This window comes from Lysinibacillus sp. NPDC097279 (assembly GCF_044761745.1).
Classification (GTDB): domain Bacteria; phylum Bacillota; class Bacilli; order Bacillales_A; family Planococcaceae; genus Lysinibacillus.
On record NZ_JBIWDA010000001.1, the window covers coordinates 899,459 to 921,566 of the forward strand.

Consider the following 22,108-nt stretch of genomic DNA (forward strand, 5'->3'; position numbering starts at 1 on the left):
ATGTGATCACATAATGGGGAAAATTGCTATATTAGCTGAAAAGCCATCGCAGGCAAGAGCTTATGCAGAAGCATTTAAAGTTAAACATAAAGAGAAAACGTATATTGAGTTGGAGCCATGTGCTACATTTCCCGAGGGAGCAGTAATTAGTTGGGGAATTGGTCATCTCGTCGAATTAAAGGAACCTAAGGAATATAAAAAGGTATGGGAGAAGTGGTCATTAGATTCGCTGCCGATTATTCTTGAAAAATATGAAGATAAAGTTGTTAGTCATATGTATGCACAGTTTAATGCGATTAAAAAAATCTTCCACGATCCTCAAGTGACAATGATTTATAATGGTTGCGATGCGGAACGTGAAGGTTCCAATATTTTTTATTCCATTTATAAAATGACGAAAGTAAAAAAGCCTGTCAAGCGTTTATGGATTAACTCTTTAGAGGTCGATGAAATTCGAAAAGGTTTTCAAAATATGCAAACGAATGAACGAGATTTGCTCATGTACCAAGAAGCGAAAACACGTCAAATTAGCGATTGGCTTGTTGGTATGAACTGTAGTCGTTTATATACACTATTGCTGCAAAAGAAAGGGTTTAATGGCAGCATTTCAATTGGGCGCGTGCAATCGCCTACAGTATATTTAATTTATAAAAGATTACAAGAAATCGAGAATTTTAAACCTGAGAACTTTTATGAAGTTGAGGGTCTATTTAAAGCCCAAAATGGAATGTATAAAGGGAAAGCAAAAATTAAATCAAAAGCGAGAGAAGAAGTAGAGCAATTATTAATGCATCACGGAATTCAGCCAATGGATAGTGGTCAAATTACGAATGTCTCTAATAAGACGAAGCGAATCCAGCCACCTAAATTGCATGCGTTATCTACTTTGCAAGCAACAGCTAATAAACGTTGGAAATATAGTCCTGCGCACGTGCTGAAGCTCACACAGTCGCTGTATGAGAAGAAGCTAGTTTCTTATCCTCGTACAGATTCGCAACTTATTACGCATAATGAATACGATTATTTAAAAGATTCCTTACAAAAATACCAACAACTTATTCAACAGTCATTTGCACCTGTTGTCAGAGCCCAAAATAAACGCTATGTTGACAGTTCTAATGTAGGTGAACACTATGCCATAATTCCAACAAAAAAGATCCCAACAGAAAAAGCGTTGCAATCGATGGGGGTCGATGAGAGAAATATTTATTTTGAAATTTTAAATACGACGCTTGCGATGTTTCATCAAGATTATGAATATGATGAAAAAACGATTTTAACAAATGTGAAAAATTTAGAATTTAAATCGGTAGGGAAAACGGAGCTTGTGAAAGGCTGGAAAACGCTTTTTTCTGCGGATAAGGAGCCTCAAAATCGTGAGGAGGCACTACCTGTTGTGAGCCAAGGCGAAATTGTACAAAGCAAAGTCGATATTATTGAAGGCACGACAACTCCACCGAAGCCCTATACAGAAGGACAGTTAATTACCATGATGAAAACATGCGGAAAATCGGTTGAAGATGAGACGGAAATTGAAATTTTAAATTCTGTTGAAGGTATTGGAACAGAGGCAACTCGAAGTGGTATTATCGAGACGATTAAAAAGCATGGATTTATCGAGGTAAAGAAAAATATCGTAAGCATCACACCTAAAGGAGAATTGCTATGCAGAGCGATTGAAGGAACTTTGCTTTCTAGTCCTTCGATGACAGCTAAATGGGAGATTTATTTGAAAAAAATAGGGCGTGGTGAAGGGTCTGCGAAACATTTTATCGATAACATTGGCAAATTTATACATCAACTAATCGGTGAAGTGCCGAATAAAATTAATACGTTAACGATTGAAGCGGAGCAATTTGTAACGCCAGTTGCGAAAGATATCGTTACATGTCCAACATGCAAAGTCGGCAAAATCGGCTTACGGAAAAAATTTTATGGCTGCTCAGCGTATAAAAATGGTTGTAAACAAACATTCCCAGAAAGATTATTAGGAAAAAAACTTACGGAAAAAACGATAAGAGATTTATGTACTAGTGGGAAAACTGCCGAAATTAAAGGTTTTAAAGCGAAGAGTGGAAAACAGTTTAGTGCTGCATTGCGTTTTGTTGATGGCAAAATTGAATTTGAGTTTAATGCAAATAAATAATGAAAACTAGTTGCACAAAGTCATCGATTCGGCGCAAAATAAGTTTGAATATTTGACAAAAAAATCTTTTTGTGCTATAATTTACATTTATAAATTAAGGTGATAGAATAAGATTCTCCTGGCCGGGGGAATCTTTTTTTATTGGAGTGTTTACTGTGAAAAATAATGAATCAAGTCTAACTTCTCTAGTTTCTGCATTTAGTCGAGCGTATCATGCAAAAGAAGATCGTCCAATTATTTTTAATGATTACATCGCGCCAGATTTCCTATTAGCTGAAGAATATAAAGCTATATCAACCAATATGGCGAATGGTATTGCTTTTTTTAGTTCACATATGGCCGAAAAGCTAAAAAATCAACATGAAGCAATATTAAAATGGGTCACACAAATTCAACTATCACCAACACCACTTGCGAGAGCCGCATACGCAGAAAATGTTGTGTTGCATGAATGCCAACTTGGGGCGGAGCAATATATCATTTTAGGTGCAGGTTTAGATACGTTTGCTTGGCGGCACGATTCACTGACAAACATAACTATATTTGAAGTAGATCACCCATCTACTCAACGTTTTAAAATAGAACGTTTACAACATGCAGGGCATACAATCCCTCCACATTTAAACTTTGTAGCAATGGATTTCATGAAGGAACTATCACTCGATAAGTTAGTTGCAGCAGGGTTTGATTTATCGAAGAAAACGGTAATTACGCTGCTTGGCGTTTCGTACTATTTAACAAAAGAAGTGTTTCAGCAATTGCTTAGATTGTTTTTTAAAGACTTGCCTAAAGGTAGTTCCATTATTTTTGATTTTGCCGATGAGCGATTGTTTACAGAGGCTGGTATTTTTAATCGTGTACAAAACATGATACAAATGGCTAAAGCCTCAGGAGAACAAATGCGGTACGCGTCATCCTTAGTAGATTTAGAGCGATTACTTTCGAATGAACAATTGTTAGTTTATGAACACTTATCACCTCAAGAAATTCAAAATCAATATTTTGCTAATCGAAATGATAACTTACAAGCGTTTGAAACGATTCACTATTTACATGCAGTAAAAAACTAATTTCCACTTTATCGTTCCAATGGTAATAGAGGAACAATTACAAGTAAGGACTCATAAAAGAAAGCGTTTCCTTCTTTATATAGAAGAAAGACTGGGACGAATTTTCTAATGCTGTGAAAGATAAATAGAAAACTACTCATAAGAAGAATAAAAGCTAACGCGCACCGTTAAAAATGCCATCCTTTGTAAGGGTGGCATTTTGCGATTTTTACAGCCCATTCTTTATCAAAAAAACACAGACATAATGATTTTTGCCGCATATCATAATGGGGATAAGTATTTCTCCATTGTATACAAGGAATTAGGTGCAGTTAGCTAATTAAAGGGAGCAAGCTGTGGCATGCTATTCGAAGAAGATGACGAGTAGAAGTTTGCAGAGGCTTATACAACATTTATCGTTTTGAACATATAGCTGAATTAAGCTAGTTCAAACGAAATTTTTTATGATTATGTAATATATACGAAAAAAATTAATAAAAACCTTAACTATTTCATATGAAATCCGTATAATAAATCAAACAGTGCGAAAATTGTCCATTTTTCTATTGATAAATTGCGTGAATTTTTTAAATTGTATTGACGTAGAGAACGATAATTTGTACACTGTGTACATTCAATTGTTTTTTGGAGGAATACATTATTTTAAAAGGTTAGGATTTGATAGATATGATCGTATGTAAATTTGGTGGAACATCTGTAGCAAGCGCAGAACAAATTCAAAAAGTAGCAAACATTGTAAAATCTAATCCGGCGCGCAAAATCGTAGCCGTTTCAGCACCAGGAAAACGTTCTGGTGATGATATAAAAGTAACTGATTTATTAATTGATTTAGCAAATGCGGCATTAAAAAATGAAAATACAGAAGAAAAAGTTCAAACAGTAGTGAACCGTTTCAAGTCTATAACTGATGGATTACAGCTGGATAATACAATTTGTGACGTAATTGCTGAAGACCTACGTGAACGTGTGCTTGGTGATACTTCAAATGAAGAATTATTTATTGATAGCTTAAAAGCAGCTGGAGAAGATAACAACGCCAAGCTTATCGCTGCATATTTTAACTCTATCGGTATGCCTGCACGTTACGTAAGTCCAAAAGAGGGTTTGGTTGTCAATGATCTACCTGAGCGTACGTTCGCATTACCTGAAGCATATTCAAATTTAGCGCCTTTAAAAGATACAAAAGAAATTATTGTTTTCCCAGGTTTCTTCGGTTACACTAAAGCGGGCATATTGCGTACGTTTGATCGCGGTGGCTCGGATATTACAGGCTCTATTTTAGCAGCAGCTGTTGAAGCGGAGCTCTATGAAAACTTTACGGATGTAGATTGTGTATTTTCTGCGAATCCGAAAGTCGTGAATGATCCAGTTGAAATTAAAGAAATTACGTATCGCGAAATGCGCGAATTATCCTATGCAGGCTTTTCTGTTTTCCATGATGAAGCACTAATGCCTGTTTATAAGATTGGGGTGCCAGTTAACATAAAAAATACAAATAATCCATCAGCCCCAGGTACTCGAATTGTACCGAGTCGTCCTGCTACAGGTCGCCCGGTAACAGGTATCTCGGCAGACAGTGGCTTTTCAACGTTATATGTGTCTAAATATTTAATGAACCGTGAAGTAGGGTTCGGTCGTAAGCTTCTACAAATTTTAGAAGATGAGAATATTTCTTATGAGCATACGCCATCTGGTTTAGATGATATTTCAGTAATTATGCGATCTAATCAACTAACACCAGAAAATGAAGCGCGTATACTGACGCGTGTGAAAAATGAATTGCAAGCGGATGATGTTCAAATGCGTCATGGTTTCTCTATGATTGTTATTGTTGGAGAAGGTATGCGTAATAACACAGGTCTTGCGGCACGGGCTGCAACAGCCATTTCAAAAACTGGAGCAAATATTGAAATGATTAACCAAGGTTCGTCTGAAGTTAGTCTTGTATTCGGTGTGCTTCAAGAATTTGAAAACCGTATTTTACAAGCGCTATATGGAGAATTTTTTGCACAAGTGCAAGCATGAGTGGATAATATACGATAGTTTTATTAAAAACCATTTTTAAAATTATCTAACATAAAAAAGGAGCTGTCCCCCTTAGCTATGAGTTGATAGCTTAGGAGGCAGCTTTTTCATTTTTTATTGTAATTTCACGATGGATGATTTTAATATTTTCTAACAATACTATAAGGAATAGAGTTTTCTTTTATGCAGTAATGCTGTAAAATCGAGTGCGTACATAGATAGGAGGGCATAGATTTGAAAAGTTTTTCAATGGGAATGATATTATCTGTAATTGGGATTTTATTTGTCTGTTTAACAATTATGGACATATTACCAGCATCGACGAAATCGATGAAAGTTGTTTTTGTTGGTATTGGTTGGGTCTTTATTATTGCAGGATCAATTATTCGATTTAAAAATTTAAAACAAAAGCAATAAGAAAAATATCATGAAAATGAATGTTGTAAACGACAAAGTTATGATACAATTTTTAAAAAAATAAATATATTCAGTACGATGAAGTTGCGCTTCTGTACTATACGAAAAATTCAGAAGGTTCAAATTTGCAGTGTATTCATAATTTAAGAATGAACAGTACAAATTCTTCTTAGTAAGAATTTGTTTTTTTATTTGTAGTAAGGTTTTTACATGCGAGCTCCATAAAAAGATAAATGAGTGATTCTAGTAAAGATTATAGGAGGTGAGTAGATGACAATCGTTCGTAAAGAAGATATAAAAATAATGGATCAGTATGTTGCTTTTCAAACAGCTACGCCGATGAAAGTTGTATCATCCGCAATGCATAATCCCGGTTTTGGTTATTATACACATCTGCTAAATCGTTCTGTGCCTAAAACATATGATGAACGTAAACCACACCAGGAGTTACGTTCTTTTTTGCAATTAGAGGGCTACCCTATTAGCAATACGGTTGCCATGATGACAGCAGTTAATGCATGTTTTGCAATTATTCGTGAATTTACATATGAAGGTATTCATCTTGTCGTGATGATTACAGCGGGATTAGGAAATGCAGTCGATATTACACGTGCATTCCATCGTCAAGAGCAGTATCACGCAGGAACTATTAACACATGGGTACTGATCAATGGAAAGCTATCGGATGAGGCATTATTTCAAGCGATGATTTCAACAACAGAGGCAAAAGTGAAGGCACTTATAGATGAAAATATAGTAGACCCTACAACGGGTACACAAGCAACTGGCACGTCGACGGATAGTTTACTCATTGCATCAACAGAAGAGGGCGATTTCCATCAATACGCAGGTCCTATTACAATGTTAGGGAAAATAATTGGCCATGGTGTTTATGAAACGATGCGAGAGGCCATTCAAAAATATCAACAAGAAAAGGAGGCGAATCCTCAATGATTTTATTAATGATTGCCTGTATTATTGGCTTACTATTTGATCTAGTTGTCGGGGACCCTCCTAAAATGCCACATCCTGTACGCTGGATTGGTAAACTAATTCAAGCACAAACCACGTTATGGAACAAGGGTAAAATGCGCAAAGTGCGTGGCATGGTTATGGCGCTTGCTGTTGTTGGTACGACGATGTTTGTAGTAACGATTATTTTAATAGTCAGTTATCAAGTGAGCATCGTGTTTGGTATTCTAGTAGAAGGAATACTAATAGGTATTGGATTGGCTCAACGTAGCTTAAAGGAAGCAGCTTTAGCTGTTTATGAACCTCTCGTAAAAGGGGATTTTGCAGAAGCGCGTGTAAAGTTATCGTGGATTGTCGGACGAGATACCGAACGACTTGATGAGGATGAAATTGTTCGTGGCGTTGTTGAAACGGTGTCTGAAAATACAAGTGATGGTGTAACTGCACCACTTTTTTATGCGTTTTTATTTGGTGCCATTGGCTTATGGGGTTATAAGGCAGTCAATACATTGGACTCGATGATTGGCTATAAAAATGAAAAATATAAAGACTTTGGAATGTTCGCAGCGAAACTTGATGATGTCCTGAATTTTATTCCAAGTCGTTTAACGGGATTATTAATGGTACTTGGAACAAAAAATGAAACTTCTGTAACGCTTGGCAAACGTTTAAAACGTTGGGCACAGGATGCGAAAAAACATCCAAGTCCAAACAGTGGTTATTTGGAAGCAGCAACAGCCGTTCAGCTAGGTGTTCAACTAGGTGGGAAAAATACATATCAAGGAGTTGCTTCATACAGAGCGACTATGGGCGAAAAGTACGTACCGTTAACGAAGGAGCATATTGCAACTTCTATTATTCATATGCGTGTAGCTACAGTGCTCTTTACGTTCGTTATGTTAGCAATGGAGGTGTTCATTTTTGCAATTACCTAATCATGGAGCAAATCCGCAAAATGTCTATCATCAGCTTGGGCTAACGATGCCTACAGAGGTTTATGATTATAGTGAAAATGTAAATGCTGCAGGGCCTCCTGCATTTGTTGAGGCACGTTGGCGAACTTTTTATCCATTAATTCAGCGTTACCCTGATCCAGATGGAGAGCCCTTTTTAACAAAGGTGGCACAATTCCATCACATTGAAAAAGATTTTATCGCCTTAGGAAATGGGGCGTCCGAATTATTTAGCGTTTTAGCAAGACGTTATGCCAACAAACGTGTGATAGTTGTGCATCCAACATTTTCTGAATACGAACGAACATTAAAGGCAGCAGGTGCCGACGTTGTGCCGGTTGTAGTCGATGATTTTGTTCACTATACATTACCGATGGAGCTTCTTTATCAAGAAATGGTTAATGCAGATGCATTATATATTTGTACACCTAATAATCCAACAGGTGTATTACCGAAGAAAGAAGACTTACTGCGCATAATAGCACATGGAGCGGAAGTAGATTGTGAGCTCGTTTTTGATGAGGCATTTATCGACTGGGTCAATGAAGCCTATTCGTTGATTGGCTTTGTTGCTAATAATGGACATGTAATTGTCGTTCGGTCGATGACAAAAATGTATGCGATTCCTGGATTAAGACTAGGTTATTTAATAGCGAGCAAGACCATTGTTTGTGAGTTAAAAGCTATGCTGTCTCACTGGAATCTCAATGCATTTGCACTCGTTATTGGTGCAGGTTGTCTGGACGAGCATGAATACTGTCAGCAAGCAATTAGCTATGCAACGAAACAAAGGGAAAGGTTACAGCAGTTTTTAATAGAAAATGGGTGTTTGGTAACGAATAGTGTTACGAATTATGTTTGCTTTTCATTGCCCGAAAGTATGCAAGCTGATACGTTTTTCAGCTATTGTTTAGCTGAAGGGGTAGTCCTGCGTCATACAAAAAATTTTAAGGGCTTAAACGGGGAATGGTTCCGAATTGGAATAAAGGATGTAACAGCGATGACCTATTTACAAAACTGTTTACAAGCGTGGTTTAAAGCAAATAAGGGGTGAGAAAAGTGACGACTTTTTATTTAGTTCGACATGGGGAAACAGTATGGAATAAGGAGCAACGATTACAAGGGTGGTTAGATTCACCTTTGTCAGAAATGGGCATTTTACATGCCCAAAAACTTGCAAAACATTTAATCGATATTCCATTTACAGTTGCTTATAGTAGCACTAGTGAACGTGCAAGAGAAACAGCTCGCTATTTAACAGCTGGTCGAGAACTTGCAATGCACTATGAGGACGATTTACGTGAAATTTTTTTAGGGAATTGGCAAGGGAAAACTGTTGAGGACATTATGGCAACAAATCGATTTGACTACGAGCTGTATACAAATTATCCAGCACAATTCGTCGCAACGCATACGGAAAGCTTTGGTGCAGTGACAGAACGCGCCATGTATACGTTAAAAAATATTGCAAAAATTTATCCACATGAACATATTTTAATTGTGTCCCATGCAGTTACAATTAAATGCATTATTAATGCAATATTAGGGCGTGGTATTGATCAGCTATGGTCAGCGCCATACATCGAAGGAACTAGCGTAACAATCATAGATCGATTAGAAGAAAGTTGGCACATCGAGGAAATAGGCAGTACACAACATTTACAATAGAGAGGTGAGAACAGTGCCGCTAATTTTTATTTCAGGTGGTGTCCGCAGTGGCAAGTCTCACTTTGCCGAGAAAGCAGCTGTTTTGCACTATCAACATAATAACGCATTCCATAAACGACTTATTTATATAGCTTCAGGTGTGGCAATGGACGTTGAAATGGAAAAACGCATAGCTCGACACCAGTCTGATCGGCTAAAACAAGCGATTGCGTGGCATACGATTGAAGCACCTTATCAAATACACAATGTTTTCGATAACTTAGTTGAGGGCGATGTCGTACTATGGGACTGTGTAACGACATGGCTGACAAATGCCTTTTATGAGGGATTTGATCGAGGCACACCTTGTGTGGAGAAGCCTGGTTGTTTAGAGGAAAAGCTGAGGAATATGAAAAGTTCAGTGCAAACGTTACTTGACAAAAAGGTGACGCTTTTTGTCGTTTCTAATGAGCTTTTTGATGAACCGCCATATGAAAACGAAGAGGTCGAATTGTACAGGCAAATGCTCGGTACATTACATCAATGGTTCGTTTCTGTCGCCTACGAGGCATATGAAATTAATTATGGTATCGTTAAGAAGTGGAAATAAGTGAGCAATGAATTAGATGTTTAGCAACTAACTTAGTGTTGTGTGCAAGAAAATTGATGATAACTTACAAGAAAGAAGGCAAGGCAATGAAAACTATTTGGCATAGCATATTGCTCGCATTTCAATTTTTTACGGTTTTGCCTGTACATAAAGAGATTCCTCTATCTAAAAAAACAATTACGGGGATGTTCGCCTTTTTACCGTGGATTGGTGCACTTATGGGTGCTGTCGTTGCAGCGATAATCTTTAGTTTATCAGAATGGACATCGAGCAGTGAACTTTTATTAACATTTATGATTGTTGGGCTGTTCGCGTTTTTTACAGGCGGCTTGCATTTAGATGGCTTTATCGATATGGGAGATGCTTATTTTTCGTATCGAGATCGCGAAAAGCGTCTTGAAATTTTAGATGATCCCCGTGTTGGAGCATTCGGTGTTTTGTCTGTCTTATTTTTAGTACTAGGGAAATTTGTTGTGCTTCATGAACTTTTTGTACAGAACAAACTAGCCTTATGGATGCTTGTTTTTATTCCTTTATTGACACGGGTAGGGATGAGCTTTTATTTTCTATCTTTACAATGTTCGAAGGAAAAAGGACTTGCCTATTTTTTTAAAACACAACTCAACCATCGTGTTTTGGCTTGTTTTATGATAATGACCCTATTACTTGCTAGTTGTTGCGTATTTTATGTAATAGGCTTTTCAAGCTTGCCATTCGTGCTTATTACAGTACTTGTCGCTGCCTTTTTATTATTTCGTCAGTTTACAGTACGCAATTTCGGTGGGGTATCAGGAGATTTACTGGGAGCATCCATTGAAGGAATGGAGGTAGTATTATGGGTGACATTGTTACTGTTCGCTTAATGCGACATGCGCCAACTAAAGAAAATCTAGAGAAGCGTTATATTGGCTGGACAGATTCCCCATTAGCAAATGCTACAACGCTTCCTATCCTCAATGATGGTGTAAAAAAGGTATATGGCAGTGACTTACGTCGATGTCAAGAAACGGCATCTTGTTATTTTCCAAACGCTAGCTATATTGCAGATGCGAGATTTCGGGAGTCTAATTTCGGTGATTTTGAATGTAAAACATATGATGAATTAAAGTCGGACATACGTTACTGTACATGGCTAGATAACCCGACTGTTATATCACCACCAAACGGAGAACCGTTTGATTTATTTTGTCATCGGGTGATTGCAGGGTTTTTGGCATTGCCAAAAGACAATGACGATTATTATCTCGTCGTGCACGGTGGAGTTGTACGAGCGTTACTTGTAGCATTTGCACCACAACAAAAGCCTTTCTGGTCATATCAAGTACCACATAATCGAATGTATACATTAACGTTTTCTAGAGCGGCTTGGAAGGAGGGGGCGAGATGCATATCTTTATCGGAGGAGCCTATAATGGAAAAACCGCCTATGTAACACAGTTGCTTAAGGAGCAAAAAATAGCAGTGATAGATGGGTTTATACCAGAGGTTGCACCTACTTGTGATGCATTGATTATTAAAAATCTTGAACAATGGCTCATTAAGCAAAATCTTGAGGAGGATGAGGTGATTGTCGAAAATATTTTGGCAAACCTTAAAACTCTTGAAGAAAGCTGTCCTTTGTATATTATTGTTACCGATATGGGGCGTGGCGTTGTGCCAATGGAAAAACAGGTACGACTATTGCGAGACACTTGTGGTCGTTTGTATCAGGCGTTATTTGCAGAAGCAAGTCAAGTTGACCGTATTTGGTATGGCATTGCAGAACGTATAAAATAATTAAAAGATTAGATACAATTCCCGAGAGGGGCATTCACTATTTTTAGAAAAGAGGAAATGGAATGGATCGACAAAAATTAATGAGTATAACACTCACAGCGATGGTAGCGGCGATTTGTGCTGTTGGTGCAGTCATTAAAATCCCATCAATCGTATCATCGGCTGCATTAGACTCAGCGCCAGCATTTTTGAGTGTAGTGTTTTTGTCACCTGCTCTAGCAGGGACAGCGGGGTTCATCGGACATATTATTACAGCGATGACTTCTGGGTTTCCATATGGACCTTTGCACATTATTATTGCCGCTGAAATGTTTATTGTCGTTTGGATATTTGGTGTTATGCACAAACGAGGCATGCATTTTTGGAAATGGCCAGTAGCACTTTTTCTAAATGGTGTCATTGCGCCAATTCCTTTTTATTTCATTATTAGCCCAGCATTTTTCTGGGGTTCGTTAGCTAGTATTTTCATGGCAACAGTCATTAATCTTGTTATTGTCGCTGTTGTCATGCCTATTCTCTCGAAAGTGTTTGTCCGTAAGGAGGGGCGAGTGAATTGAGAAATGCAGTAAAAGTAGGGGAACTTATTGCCACAACGGACAATGCAGCAGCAATTGGTGAAAAATCACAAGATGTCGTCTTTGCATCTGACAAGTTCACAGCTTATTTAACAGCGCGTGTTACTTTTTTAGAGCAGCTTGCAGCAGGAGCGATACCTATGCATATAATTCTTGCTAACTTTTCGGGTGATGCATCATGGACACGCTATGTCGCGGGAATTGAACAAGTTTTTGAAGAAGTAGGGCTACTTTGTCCTCCGATAGCTGGAAGTTCAGAATCGAACATGCCAACATTGCAATCGGGATTATCGATAACAATGCTAGGTCAGGTACATCAAAAAATACCTGTTCAACGTGAAAAACTGATGTGGTACACGTATGGACTACCACTTGTCGGCAAAGAAGTGCTTGAACAACCTGAAGATGTTGCGCAGCTCCAGCCAATATTTCGTGCATGGCGGGAAGAAATTGTACAGCAAGTTTGGCCAGTGGGCTCGCAAGGACTACAAGCAGAATTTTCACGACTTTTCGGTCATTACGAAGTAAAAACTTTGTTGGATATTGAGAAATCAGCTGGACCTTGTGCTGTAATATTATTAGGCATACATCCAGAAAAAGAGCATTTGGCACAAACATTGTTTACTCGAAATTTCGCAAAGTGCCAGTCACTAAAACAATTCTGAAAATTCATAAATTGTAAAGCCGCAACCCGCAGAAGTAGAGAGGGTTGCGGCTTAGTTTTATGCGCACAGTAAGTAGGTTTTCACGCTACAAGAAGCCAATTTGAGTTACTATGATACAAAAAAATTTTAAGTTCTACGCATATAAGCACGGACCGTAATGGGTGCGAAAATTGCTACAATAACTGCAGCACCGATGAGTGACGCACTTAAATCCCAACCGACAGTGCCACCATTTGTTAGTTCTCTGACAGCAGTGACTAGGTGAGAAATAGGATTGATCTTCACAAACCATTGCAAGAAATTCGGTAATGTTTCAGCTGGTACAAAAGCGTTGGACAAAAACGTCAGCGGAAACAATACGAGCATTGAAATTCCCTGTACACTTGAAGCAGTTCGTGCAATGACACCAAAGAAGGCAAAAATCCAACTCATAGCCCAAGCACAAACGATGACAAGAAGACCTGCTAGCACAACAAAACCTAAACCACCTTCTGGGCGATATCCCATGATATAACCCATCGAAAACGTTAAGACAGTTGCAATTGTATATCGAATCGTATCAGCTAGTAACGCACCAGCCAATGGGGCAATACGTGCAATCGGTAAAGATTTAAACCTGTCAAAAACCCCTTTATCCATATCTTCACGTAATTGAACACCCGTAACGATTGAGGTCGTAATCACTGTTTGCACTAAAATGCCAGGAATAATAACTGGTAAATAACTTTGAACGTCACCAGAGATGGCACCACCAAAAATATACGTAAACATTAAAGTGAAAATAATCGGCTGTAATGTTACATCAAATAATTGTTCAGGTGTGCGTCTAATTTTCAAAATACCGCGATAAGCCATTGTTAATGAATTATTTAGTGATTGACGGAAGCTCGTTCTGTTGGGCAGCTGGCGTACGCCATGTTGTTTTATCATTGAATTTTTCATCGTTTTGCACCACCTACCTCATTAGCCTCTGAAAAAGTATTGTCCTGTACACCATGACCAGTAATCGTTAGAAATACCTCATCTAATGTGGGCTTTTGCACACTCATCTTGTCTAATAAGATTCCTTTTTGTCTGAGCGCAATAAGTAAATCTGTAACAAGGTCCGCGTTCGTCATTGGGGCGGTTATCTTTCCGATACTAGAAGTCATCGTTGAAGGAACTTTAAGTACATGTTCAATTATTTGACGAGCATTACTAATATCGTTTGGATTTTGAATGCTTAAATGCAGTGATGAAGTACCGACTGATGTTTTTAGTTCATCGACCGTTCCTTCAGCAACCACTCGACCATGATCAATAACAGCTATTCTGTCTGCCAATTCATCGGCTTCTTGAAGGTACTGAGTTGTTAAAAGTACGGTAGAGCCCATATCTACCAATCGACGAATGGTATCCCACATTTGATTACGTGTTCGTGGATCTAATCCAGTTGTTGGTTCATCTAAGAAAATTAATGGAGGCTGAGCGATGAGACTTGCTGCTAAATCTAATCTTCGGCGCATACCTCCAGAGAAATTTTTCAATGGACGTTTTGCAGCATCTGTTAAACCAAATTCTTCTAACAGTTCAGCAGCTTTCCACCGTGCATCAGCACGCCCTAGTCCGAGTAGTCGAGAGAAAATAATTAAATTTTCTGTAGCACTAAGCGACTCATCTACTGAAGCATATTGACCTGTCACCCCGATCAATTGACGAACAATATGGGGTTCCTTCACCACATCATAGCCGAAGATGCGTGTTGTACCAGCATCCGCGCGTAAAAGGGTTGCCAGCATTCTAATTGTTGTTGTTTTGCCTGCGCCATTTGGACCAAGCACACCATATATACTGCCAGCACGAACGTTTAAATCTACACTGTCAACAGCACGATGATCGCCAAAATTTTTAATTAAACCTTTTGCTTCGATGGCCCATTCTGGGTTGCGCAATATTCCTGCTCTGTTGTTCATTTCTTCCAAAATTATTCCTCCTTCATAAAGTTACAGTAAGTTTTGCATAGTAATGAACTTTCATAGAAAAAGACCTTCTTTTATTTCAAAAAATTGTTCATAAACGGATAATACATTAAGTTTATGAACTGAATATTAACTGAGAAATAATATTGAAGATGATTATTTTTTGTAATTTTTTTTGATGCAGGAAACGATGTAAAAAAGGGGGTATCGTTTATTAAGCAGAGGTATATATTACGTGACTCGAAAAATTATGTGCCAATTGGGAATGATTTTCAGTTATAATGAATAGCGAATGTGATTTACAAGGAACGGAGACGAAAGAATGCAGGCAGTTAGACAGTTAGGGCGCTTTTTAGGGCCTTATAAATTTTTTACGCTTATTGCACCTCTTTTAATGGTGCTTGAGGTAACGATGGATTTAATCCAGCCAACTATTATGCAACATATGATTGATACAGGGATTGCGAATAATGACAATCCATATGTATTTAAAATGTTTATTTTCATGCTTATAAGTGCTGTACTTGGATTAGTAGGGGGGCTGGGGTGCTCTATTTATAGCTCGAAGGCAGCCATTCATTTTGCCTCTGATATACGTCAATCTTTATATGAGAAAATGATGACCTATTCGGCAAAAGAACGGGATGCGTTTACTACTGGGAAGCTGATTACGATTTTAACAAGTGATGTGGAAAGTATTCAGCGTGCGTTTATGATGACGCTTCGTATTTTTGTACGTGGACCATTGTTATTTATTGGTGCGGTGGTCATCGTGTTTGTAACGGCACGCGAGTTATTTTCAATATTGCTTGTAATTGTACCAATCTTAATTATCGCAATGTATTTTTTCACTAAGTATTCTGGTGTTTTATATCGTAAAGTACAGGAGGCAATTGACGGCGTAAATACGAAGCTGCAGGAGAATTTAGCAGGAATTCGTGTTGTAAAGGCTTTTCGTCGTGAAAAACATCAAGTAGAGCAATTCGGAGGTCTAAATGATGCACTTACAAAACGTTTTATTACGGCTGAACAAATTGTAGGTGTGCTCGTACCGTTTACAATGTTTGTAGTGAACCTCGGAATTGTTGCAGCACTTTGGCTTGGTGCTATTAAAGTTGAAGCAGGCACATTGCAAGTTGGTGTAATTCTCGCTTTTATTAACTATTTAACAATTATTTTAAATGGACTAATGTCTTCTAGTATGGTGTTAATGCAAATTGCTCGTGCACTTCCATCTGGCGAGCGTATTGTGGATGTTCTGAACAAGGAAGTAGCAGTGCAAGAAGCAGCACAGCCAATTACTTCGTCTATTCAAGGAACAATCGAATTTCAAAATGTAAGCTATCGTTATTATGAAACGTCAGAAGATGTATTAAAAAATATAACGTTTTCGGTGAAGGCAGGGCAAACAGTTGGACTCATTGGTAAAACGGGTAGTGGTAAATCGACGCTTGTAAAGCTATTACCACGTCTATTTGATCCGACTAGTGGTAGCATTCTGCTTGATGGTAAACCGCTGAATCAATATGCATTGAACACATTACGTGAACATATCGGATTTACCTCTCAAAAAGCGCTACTCTTTTCTGGCTCAATTGAAAAAAATATTCGTCTCGGTAAGGAAGCAGCGACACAAGAACAATTAAATCAGGCTCTCGAAGGGGCATGTGCATCTGAATTTGTTGAGAAGCTTGAACGAGGGCTAGCGCATGAGCTATCACAGGGTGCAACGAATCTATCGGGTGGCCAAAAGCAACGGTTAGCCCTTACACGAGCATTTGTCAGACAGCCAGCTATATTAGTTTTGGACGATACCACATCTGCTCTTGATAGCGCTTCTGAAAAGCATGTGCAGCAGGCGATAAGCGAACATTTTCAAGAAACAACAACATTTATCGTCGCGTCGAAAATTACTTCCATCCAACAGGCAGATCTTATTTTAGTGTTAGAGGATGGCCAAATTGTTGGTCAAGGTACGCATCAGCAATTATTACAAAGTAACCAACCTTACCAAGCAATCTACGCTTCACAGCAAAAGGCTGGTGAACAACAATGAGTCAAAATCAACCAAAGCAAATGAATTTTGGACGTGGGCCACGTATGGGTGGACCTGCTGAAAAGGCAAAAAACCAAAAAAACACAATATTACGTGTATGGCAATATGTCAGACAACAAAAAGTAGGGCTGTTCTTTTCGATATTTTTTGTTATCGCCTCTACATTTTTAAGTTTGGCAGGACCTTATTTGATCGGACATATTGTTGATGATTATATTATGAAAAAGCAAGTTGCAGGTACGATACGACTCGGTATTGTGCTAGCTTGTATTTTTACAGTAGCATCAATTTTCACTTGGCTACAAACCTATGTCATGATTCAAGTGGCGATGAAGACAATTCGTACATTACGCCTGGAACTATTTAAAAAACTGCAAACATTAACACTGAAATTTTTCGATCAACGTGCACTTGGTGATTTAATGAGTCGTGTAACGAATGATATTGATAATTTAAATACAGCATTGGCACAAAGTGTGACTCAGATCGTGTCGTCTATTTTAACAGTAATCGGTGTTAGTATTGCGATGTTCTCACTTAGCTGGCAATTAGCCATTGTGACACTAATCATTATTCCTTTAATTGTTTTCACTACAAAGCAAATTGTTAAACGTAGTAGTAAAAACTATGCAGCACGTCAACGTGATTTAGGCAAACTGAATGGAACAATTGAGGAAATGATTACGGGAGCGGAGGTACTTACACTTTTCGGTAAAGAGCAACAAACGATTGAATCGTTCCGTAACCAAAATAACAACCTACGCGACTCAGCACAACGCGCAGAAATTACATCAGGCTTATTAGGTCCAATCAATAACTTTATGAATAATTTAGGGCTAGCTATTGTAATCGGTACTGGTGCATTTTTAGCGGTCAAAGGGGTAGTGACAGTCGGGATAATCGCGGCATTTGTCACATACACGCGTCAATTTTTCCGTCCATTGAATCAGCTGTCGAATTTATTGAATACGTTCCAATCAGCAATCGCGGGGGCAGAACGAGTATTTGAAATTTTAGACGAACCATCGGAAGTAGCCGATAAAAAGCATGCAATTGATAGTCGAAGCTTGAAAGGGGAAGTTGCATTTCATCAGGTTTCCTTTAGCTATTTGCCTAATCAACCTATTCTAAAAAATATTAATTTCCATGCTAAGGCAGGGGACACCATTGCACTTGTTGGTCCGACTGGCTCAGGGAAAACAACGATAATTAACCTACTAACTCGTTTTTATGATGTGGATGCTGGTGAAATTCTTATTGATGGTCATAATATTGAGGACTACAAGATGGCAACGATTCGAGAGCGCGTTGGGGTCGTGTTACAAGATACTTATTTATTCACTGGTACTATTCGCGAAAATATTCGCTTTGGTAAGTTAGATGCTTCGGATGCAGAGGTGGAGGAAGCGGCAAAAATTGCGAATGCGCATAATTTTATAAAGTATCTCCCAGCGCGATATGATACAGCTGTGCAGGCAGGCGGTGCTAATTTAAGTCAAGGGCAACGACAGCTGATAGCCATTGCTCGTGCCATTTTAGAAAATGCTGATATTTTAATATTGGATGAAGCGACATCTAGCGTAGATACGCAAACAGAGGTCGATATTCAAAAAGGGTTACAGCATTTAATGCGTGGTCGCACTAGCTTTGTCATTGCACACCGTCTGAAAACTATTGAAAACGCCGATCAAATTTTAGTTATTCAACAAGGTGAAATTGTTGAACAAGGTAATCATCAGCAACTAATGCAAAAACAAGGGATATACAGAAACCTTCAGCAAAAGTTACTTTTAGAAAAAGATGAGCTAAATTTATAAGACAATACAAGTTTCATGAGAAAATATTTATTTTTTCATGAAACTTTTTCCATTGTCGGATTGTCTAACTACAAATTGTGTTGCACGTTACATTTTAAAAAAATAAAAATATTTCTCTGTTATAAGGTGTGCACAATTGCAATCACGAGGCTTCATGGATGGGGGGCGAGCAAAGTGATAAAAGCGCAGAAGGATGCTTGTTTATCAAAAGCGATGACACAGTATGGCGATTACTTAGTGCGCGTGTGCTATACATATGTACAAAACTGGGCAGTAGCCGAAGATTTAGTGCAAGATACATTTGTAAAATATTATGAAAAAATGGACCAGTTTCGAGAAGAAGCATCTGTAAAAACGTATTTATATCGTATTGCTATTAATCATTGTCATAATTATTTATCTAGTTGGCGTTATAAAAAAATACAAGTAATTGATTATTGGAATAAATTTACTGGAAATGAAATGAATCCAGTTATTCAAGTGCTTGCAAATGAGTCCGATACTATGTTAATTGCTGCCATTGAAAAGCTACCTACAAAATACAAGGATGTCTTATTATTATTCCACTTTGCAGAATTATCGTTAAATGAAGTTGCTGAAGCGTTAAAGATGAAAGAAAATACAGTTAAGACAAGGTTAAGAAGGGCACGTCAATTAATTGGCCTGACACTACAAGAGGAGGGATTTGAATATGGATCAGATTCGTAATGTTATTAATACTGTGTATAAAGAAGGTACGTTTTCAATAGACAATCAAACAAAAACCTTTCGAAAAATCCATCAGCAAAGAAAAAGCTCCCTAACCCCTGTTTTATTAACGGTATTCTTAACAGTAAGTCTGGTTATAGGACTAGATGTGCTTTTATTTAAAATCGAACAAATATCACCCGATACGCCTGTAATATCTGGCTCTGCATTGTACTCCGAAAAATCTGGTAAGGAAAAAGACTATACAGTTCTCCAGCAACCTTGGATGATGGCTGGGGTAGTAGCAATTGCTATTTCAGGTTGCTTTGCACTCTATGCGCTACGTAAAAAGTGGCTATGGTGGTTGTTGCTTTGTGCAATCATTATAATAACAATTGTTGGAAATATGTCTGAACGCATTGGCTATCGCTATTATGTAGCAAATGAAGCCGATATCGTAAATACTTTGCAATCAGGGGTATGGCCCATAGGAAATACCGATGATTTACGTCTATTTGACACGATTACCATCAATCAATATCGTATGAGTTATTTTTCTACACCTAGTATGCAAGGCATTGCTTTTTTCAAGCATGATAGTAAAGGTTATAAATTGGATCACTTTTTTTTAAACTCGGACGACACAATGCAAGTTATGGCGGTACCGAACATTCAATATATTGTAATTCCGCTTGTGAAGCAAAATACCATTAAGAAGTTAATCATAAACATCAATGACGAACAGATTGAATTGGCTGTAAATGCTAATCGTGCACAACTAGTTGCAGTACCTTACCACTCGAATGTCGATTTATCAGCCGTCACAATACGAGCTGTTCACCAAAACGGTACTGTTGACGATTTATATGAACAAACAGACATTTATATTGCGCCAGACAGTGAATAGCTAATCATTTACTGAACCCTTCTTCTTGAACACTGCAAAAGTGACAAGATGAAGGGTTCAATTTTTGCAAGTAGCAGCATATAGATGGATGGGAATGAAAAAGCAGATGGCTACGTCTTAGGTCTTAGTCGAAGTTAAAGCTAAAGGTCGTTTTTATATATCCTAATTCAGATAAAATGGATTTAATGGAAGAATATATAGTGGGAGGAAATAAAAGTGAAAAAAATTTTATGCTTTGCTTTAATGGTTAGCGCTTCGTTAATAGTTTTAACTGGTTGTTCTTCTTTTGTTCCCGAGAAAGAAAAAGAAGATACTTTTTCGGTTAAAAAGGATGATGCGAAGAAATTAGATGTAGAAATTAATCTTGGTGTCGGTGAAATGACGGTTGCAAAAGGTGCAACGGAATGGATGGAAGGAAGCGCTCAATATAACATAAAAAAATTAGCGCCAAAAGTACACTACAAACAACGCGGGAAAACCGGTGATTTAGTCATTGAGCATAAAGGATCTACTAAAGTTAGAATTGGCAATATAAAAAACGTTTGGGATATCGAACTGAATGAAGATATACCGATGGATCTTTCGGTAGAGACAGGTGCATCAAAAGCAAGGCTGGATTTAAGAGGTCTAAAGCTTGAAAATTTAGATATTGAAACGGGTGTAGGAGATCTATACGTTGATTTAGGTGGTGAATGGAAAGAAAGCTTTGAAACGAATATTGAAACGGGTGTTGGTCAAACTACGGTTATTTTACCTTCAAAAGTCGGCGTAAAAATTACAACTGAAAAAGGAATTGGCTCCATCAATCTTGAGGGCTTTATTGCTAAAGGGAAAGGGGTTTATGTAAATGAAGCGTATGAACAAGCCGACGTTATACTAGACATAAACTCTGAAATAGGCGTAGGCGATATTACATTTAAATTGGATAAATAAGTACTTTCTATATAGTTTTAAAATTGTGCGTCAAATACATCAGGTAAATTGTATTTGACGCTTATTTTGTGTTAGCTTAAAAGAAGCAACAGAGATTGAAGGAGCGAACGTATTGAGAACTTTTACATATAAGCTACCCGCATCGATTGAATCGACAGAGTTAGTTCAAATAGTGAATGAGAAAGGGAACATATCTTCAAATGTACAACGGATTTACTCTAATGGGCTGAAAAAGGCTTTTGACCGTATGATGGATTATCGGTATTTTGTACAATTCGATGTAAGCGCAGTGGATGGGCAACGTCTTTTTACATGTAAAAAAATATCCCGACGGGGGCGTGTTCATTTTAAAGGGAAGGATATTGTAACAGGCAAAGATTATATGATTGCTTATGATGGCTGGCAAATTATGATTCCTGATTTAATCATAACAGATGGTCAACATAAAATAATGCTGAATAAGGAAATGGAGGACTGGTCACTGTTTACATTGAATGAACAGCCGATTGCACGATGGCAAGCAGTTTATCAAGAAACACATTTTGATATTACGCTTCAAATTGAAGAAACAAGCCCGATTCAGCACGAAGCTTTTTTTATTGCAATAGGACAGGCTGTCTTATTTGTCGGTGCATAGTATGTTAAATGATAAAACTGCCGTTGACTTTCGCTACTGGCGCATGCTTTCCACTTAGCTACAATCTGTAATGTATGTCGAAACCCGCTCCAGTCAGTATAATTGTTTGAGTGCCTGGCACTTACCCGTGGCGCCTACTGCATCAAGTGTGAACTTGATGCCTTTTATCTATATTGTGAACAGCTCTCATTATGGGAGCTGCTTTTTTATTGAATGTCGGGGTTAATCATAGGAAATTCACTGTTATAATGTTAAAT

Annotated in this window: 22 protein-coding genes; 20 read left to right on the forward strand and 2 right to left on the reverse strand. The window is 37.9% G+C overall.

The genetic code is table 11. The features are described 5' to 3' along the window. Positions 1-13: 13 nt before the first annotated feature. From ACIQ1H_RS04370 to ACIQ1H_RS04435, 14 genes are all read left to right on the forward strand, one after another. Positions 14-2,146, forward strand: coding sequence for a type IA DNA topoisomerase (locus ACIQ1H_RS04370; protein ID WP_402886790.1), 2,133 nt, complete (start codon positions 14-16; stop codon positions 2,144-2,146). Between the two features lie 155 nt (positions 2,147-2,301). Then, the gene (locus ACIQ1H_RS04375) at positions 2,302-3,216 is read left to right on the forward strand and encodes a class I SAM-dependent methyltransferase (RefSeq protein ID WP_402886791.1); all 915 of its coding nucleotides are present in this window, start codon (positions 2,302-2,304) and stop codon (positions 3,214-3,216) included. A gap of 666 nt (positions 3,217-3,882) precedes the next feature. Beyond that, complete coding sequence (locus ACIQ1H_RS04380; RefSeq protein ID WP_172771864.1) at positions 3,883-5,241, forward strand: aspartate kinase; 1,359 nt, start codon at positions 3,883-3,885, stop codon at positions 5,239-5,241. Between the two features lie 234 nt (positions 5,242-5,475). Next, positions 5,476-5,658 (forward strand): hypothetical protein, encoded by a 183-nt coding sequence (locus ACIQ1H_RS04385; RefSeq protein ID WP_172771863.1) that lies wholly within the window; start codon positions 5,476-5,478, stop codon positions 5,656-5,658. A gap of 270 nt (positions 5,659-5,928) precedes the next feature. Beyond that, positions 5,929-6,612, forward strand: coding sequence for an adenosylcobinamide amidohydrolase (locus ACIQ1H_RS04390; protein ID WP_402886792.1), 684 nt, complete (start codon positions 5,929-5,931; stop codon positions 6,610-6,612). Continuing rightward, positions 6,609-7,565, forward strand: a complete 957-nt coding sequence (cbiB, locus tag ACIQ1H_RS04395; protein ID WP_402886793.1) for an adenosylcobinamide-phosphate synthase CbiB — start codon at positions 6,609-6,611, stop codon at positions 7,563-7,565. Before ACIQ1H_RS04390 ends, cbiB begins: the two co-directional genes overlap by 4 nt. Further along, positions 7,552-8,637 (forward strand): pyridoxal phosphate-dependent aminotransferase, encoded by a 1,086-nt coding sequence (locus ACIQ1H_RS04400; RefSeq protein WP_402886794.1) that lies wholly within the window; start codon positions 7,552-7,554, stop codon positions 8,635-8,637. Before cbiB ends, ACIQ1H_RS04400 begins: the two co-directional genes overlap by 14 nt. A 5-nt stretch (positions 8,638-8,642) precedes the next feature. Next, positions 8,643-9,251 carry a histidine phosphatase family protein gene (locus tag ACIQ1H_RS04405; RefSeq protein ID WP_402886795.1) on the forward strand — a complete coding sequence of 203 codons (609 nt, stop codon included), beginning with the start codon at positions 8,643-8,645 and terminating at the stop codon, positions 9,249-9,251. A 13-nt stretch (positions 9,252-9,264) separates the two neighbouring features. Further along, complete coding sequence (locus ACIQ1H_RS04410; RefSeq protein ID WP_402886797.1) at positions 9,265-9,840, forward strand: bifunctional adenosylcobinamide kinase/adenosylcobinamide-phosphate guanylyltransferase; 576 nt, start codon at positions 9,265-9,267, stop codon at positions 9,838-9,840. Between the two features lie 86 nt (positions 9,841-9,926). After that, a complete protein-coding gene (gene cobS / locus ACIQ1H_RS04415) occupies positions 9,927-10,703 on the forward strand; it encodes an adenosylcobinamide-GDP ribazoletransferase (RefSeq protein ID WP_402886799.1) in 777 nt (258 codons plus the stop codon). Continuing rightward, a complete protein-coding gene (locus ACIQ1H_RS04420) occupies positions 10,676-11,272 on the forward strand; it encodes a histidine phosphatase family protein (RefSeq protein ID WP_402886801.1) in 597 nt (198 codons plus the stop codon). The genes cobS and ACIQ1H_RS04420 overlap by 28 nt, the downstream gene beginning before the upstream one ends. After that, on the forward strand, positions 11,224-11,616 hold the full coding sequence (locus tag ACIQ1H_RS04425; protein ID WP_402886803.1) for a bifunctional adenosylcobinamide kinase/adenosylcobinamide-phosphate guanylyltransferase: 393 nt from the start codon (positions 11,224-11,226) through the stop codon (positions 11,614-11,616). The genes ACIQ1H_RS04420 and ACIQ1H_RS04425 overlap by 49 nt, the downstream gene beginning before the upstream one ends. Before the next feature lie 62 nt (positions 11,617-11,678). After that, positions 11,679-12,173 carry an ECF transporter S component gene (locus ACIQ1H_RS04430; protein ID WP_402886805.1) on the forward strand — a complete coding sequence of 165 codons (495 nt, stop codon included), beginning with the start codon at positions 11,679-11,681 and terminating at the stop codon, positions 12,171-12,173. Then, complete coding sequence (locus ACIQ1H_RS04435; RefSeq protein ID WP_402886807.1) at positions 12,170-12,856, forward strand: hypothetical protein; 687 nt, start codon at positions 12,170-12,172, stop codon at positions 12,854-12,856. Before ACIQ1H_RS04430 ends, ACIQ1H_RS04435 begins: the two co-directional genes overlap by 4 nt. 126 nt (positions 12,857-12,982) lie before the next feature. Here ACIQ1H_RS04435 and ACIQ1H_RS04440 read toward each other — a convergent pair whose 3' ends face one another. Together ACIQ1H_RS04440 and ACIQ1H_RS04445 are read right to left on the reverse strand one after the other, a co-directional pair. Then, positions 12,983-13,798 carry an ABC transporter permease gene (locus ACIQ1H_RS04440; protein WP_402886809.1) on the reverse strand — a complete coding sequence of 272 codons (816 nt, stop codon included), beginning with the start codon at positions 13,796-13,798 and terminating at the stop codon, positions 12,983-12,985. Beyond that, entirely contained in the window at positions 13,795-14,808 is a 1,014-nt protein-coding gene (locus tag ACIQ1H_RS04445; RefSeq protein ID WP_402888545.1) for an ATP-binding cassette domain-containing protein, read from the reverse strand. Before ACIQ1H_RS04445 ends, ACIQ1H_RS04440 begins: the two co-directional genes overlap by 4 nt. Positions 14,809-15,136: 328 nt before the next feature. On the opposite strand from ACIQ1H_RS04445, the gene ACIQ1H_RS04450 reads away from it, so the two are divergent. The 6 genes from ACIQ1H_RS04450 (at position 15,137) to ACIQ1H_RS04475 (ending at position 21,851) form a co-directional block, all read left to right on the forward strand. Then, entirely contained in the window at positions 15,137-16,870 is a 1,734-nt protein-coding gene (locus ACIQ1H_RS04450; protein WP_402886811.1) for an ABC transporter ATP-binding protein, read from the forward strand. Next, on the forward strand, positions 16,867-18,687 hold the full coding sequence (locus ACIQ1H_RS04455; protein ID WP_402886813.1) for an ABC transporter ATP-binding protein: 1,821 nt from the start codon (positions 16,867-16,869) through the stop codon (positions 18,685-18,687). Before ACIQ1H_RS04450 ends, ACIQ1H_RS04455 begins: the two co-directional genes overlap by 4 nt. A 174-nt stretch (positions 18,688-18,861) precedes the next feature. Further along, complete coding sequence (locus ACIQ1H_RS04460; RefSeq protein WP_402886815.1) at positions 18,862-19,395, forward strand: sigma-70 family RNA polymerase sigma factor; 534 nt, start codon at positions 18,862-18,864, stop codon at positions 19,393-19,395. Beyond that, a complete protein-coding gene (locus ACIQ1H_RS04465) occupies positions 19,379-20,281 on the forward strand; it encodes a hypothetical protein (protein WP_402886817.1) in 903 nt (300 codons plus the stop codon). The genes ACIQ1H_RS04460 and ACIQ1H_RS04465 overlap by 17 nt, the downstream gene beginning before the upstream one ends. 216 nt (positions 20,282-20,497) lie before the next feature. After that, a complete protein-coding gene (locus tag ACIQ1H_RS04470; RefSeq protein ID WP_402886819.1) occupies positions 20,498-21,214 on the forward strand; it encodes a toast rack family protein in 717 nt (238 codons plus the stop codon). 112 nt (positions 21,215-21,326) lie between these two features. After that, complete coding sequence (locus tag ACIQ1H_RS04475) at positions 21,327-21,851, forward strand: tubby C-terminal domain-like protein (protein WP_402886821.1); 525 nt, start codon at positions 21,327-21,329, stop codon at positions 21,849-21,851. The last annotated feature ends 257 nt before the right edge of the window (positions 21,852-22,108 follow it).

Bases quoted from the DNA above. Each gene is read 5' to 3' on its own strand.
- ACIQ1H_RS04450 (WP_402886811.1), top strand. From the start codon at position 15,137: ATGCAGGCAGTTAGACAGTTAGGGCGCTTTTTAGGGCCTTATAAATTT.
- ACIQ1H_RS04440 (WP_402886809.1), bottom strand. From the start codon at position 13,798: ATGAAAAATTCAATGATAAAACAACATGGCGTACGCCAGCTGCCCAAC.
- cbiB (WP_402886793.1), top strand. From the start codon at position 6,609: ATGATTTTATTAATGATTGCCTGTATTATTGGCTTACTATTTGATCTA.
- ACIQ1H_RS04390 (WP_402886792.1), top strand. From the start codon at position 5,929: ATGACAATCGTTCGTAAAGAAGATATAAAAATAATGGATCAGTATGTT.
- ACIQ1H_RS04420 (WP_402886801.1), top strand. From the start codon at position 10,676: ATGGGTGACATTGTTACTGTTCGCTTAATGCGACATGCGCCAACTAAA.
- ACIQ1H_RS04445 (WP_402888545.1), bottom strand. From the start codon at position 14,808: ATGAACAACAGAGCAGGAATATTGCGCAACCCAGAATGGGCCATCGAA.
- ACIQ1H_RS04465 (WP_402886817.1), top strand. From the start codon at position 19,379: ATGGATCAGATTCGTAATGTTATTAATACTGTGTATAAAGAAGGTACG.
- ACIQ1H_RS04425 (WP_402886803.1), top strand. From the start codon at position 11,224: ATGCATATCTTTATCGGAGGAGCCTATAATGGAAAAACCGCCTATGTA.
- ACIQ1H_RS04370 (WP_402886790.1), top strand. From the start codon at position 14: ATGGGGAAAATTGCTATATTAGCTGAAAAGCCATCGCAGGCAAGAGCT.
- ACIQ1H_RS04430 (WP_402886805.1), top strand. From the start codon at position 11,679: ATGGATCGACAAAAATTAATGAGTATAACACTCACAGCGATGGTAGCG.
- cobS (WP_402886799.1), top strand. From the start codon at position 9,927: ATGAAAACTATTTGGCATAGCATATTGCTCGCATTTCAATTTTTTACG.
- ACIQ1H_RS04380 (WP_172771864.1), top strand. From the start codon at position 3,883: ATGATCGTATGTAAATTTGGTGGAACATCTGTAGCAAGCGCAGAACAA.
- ACIQ1H_RS04455 (WP_402886813.1), top strand. From the start codon at position 16,867: ATGAGTCAAAATCAACCAAAGCAAATGAATTTTGGACGTGGGCCACGT.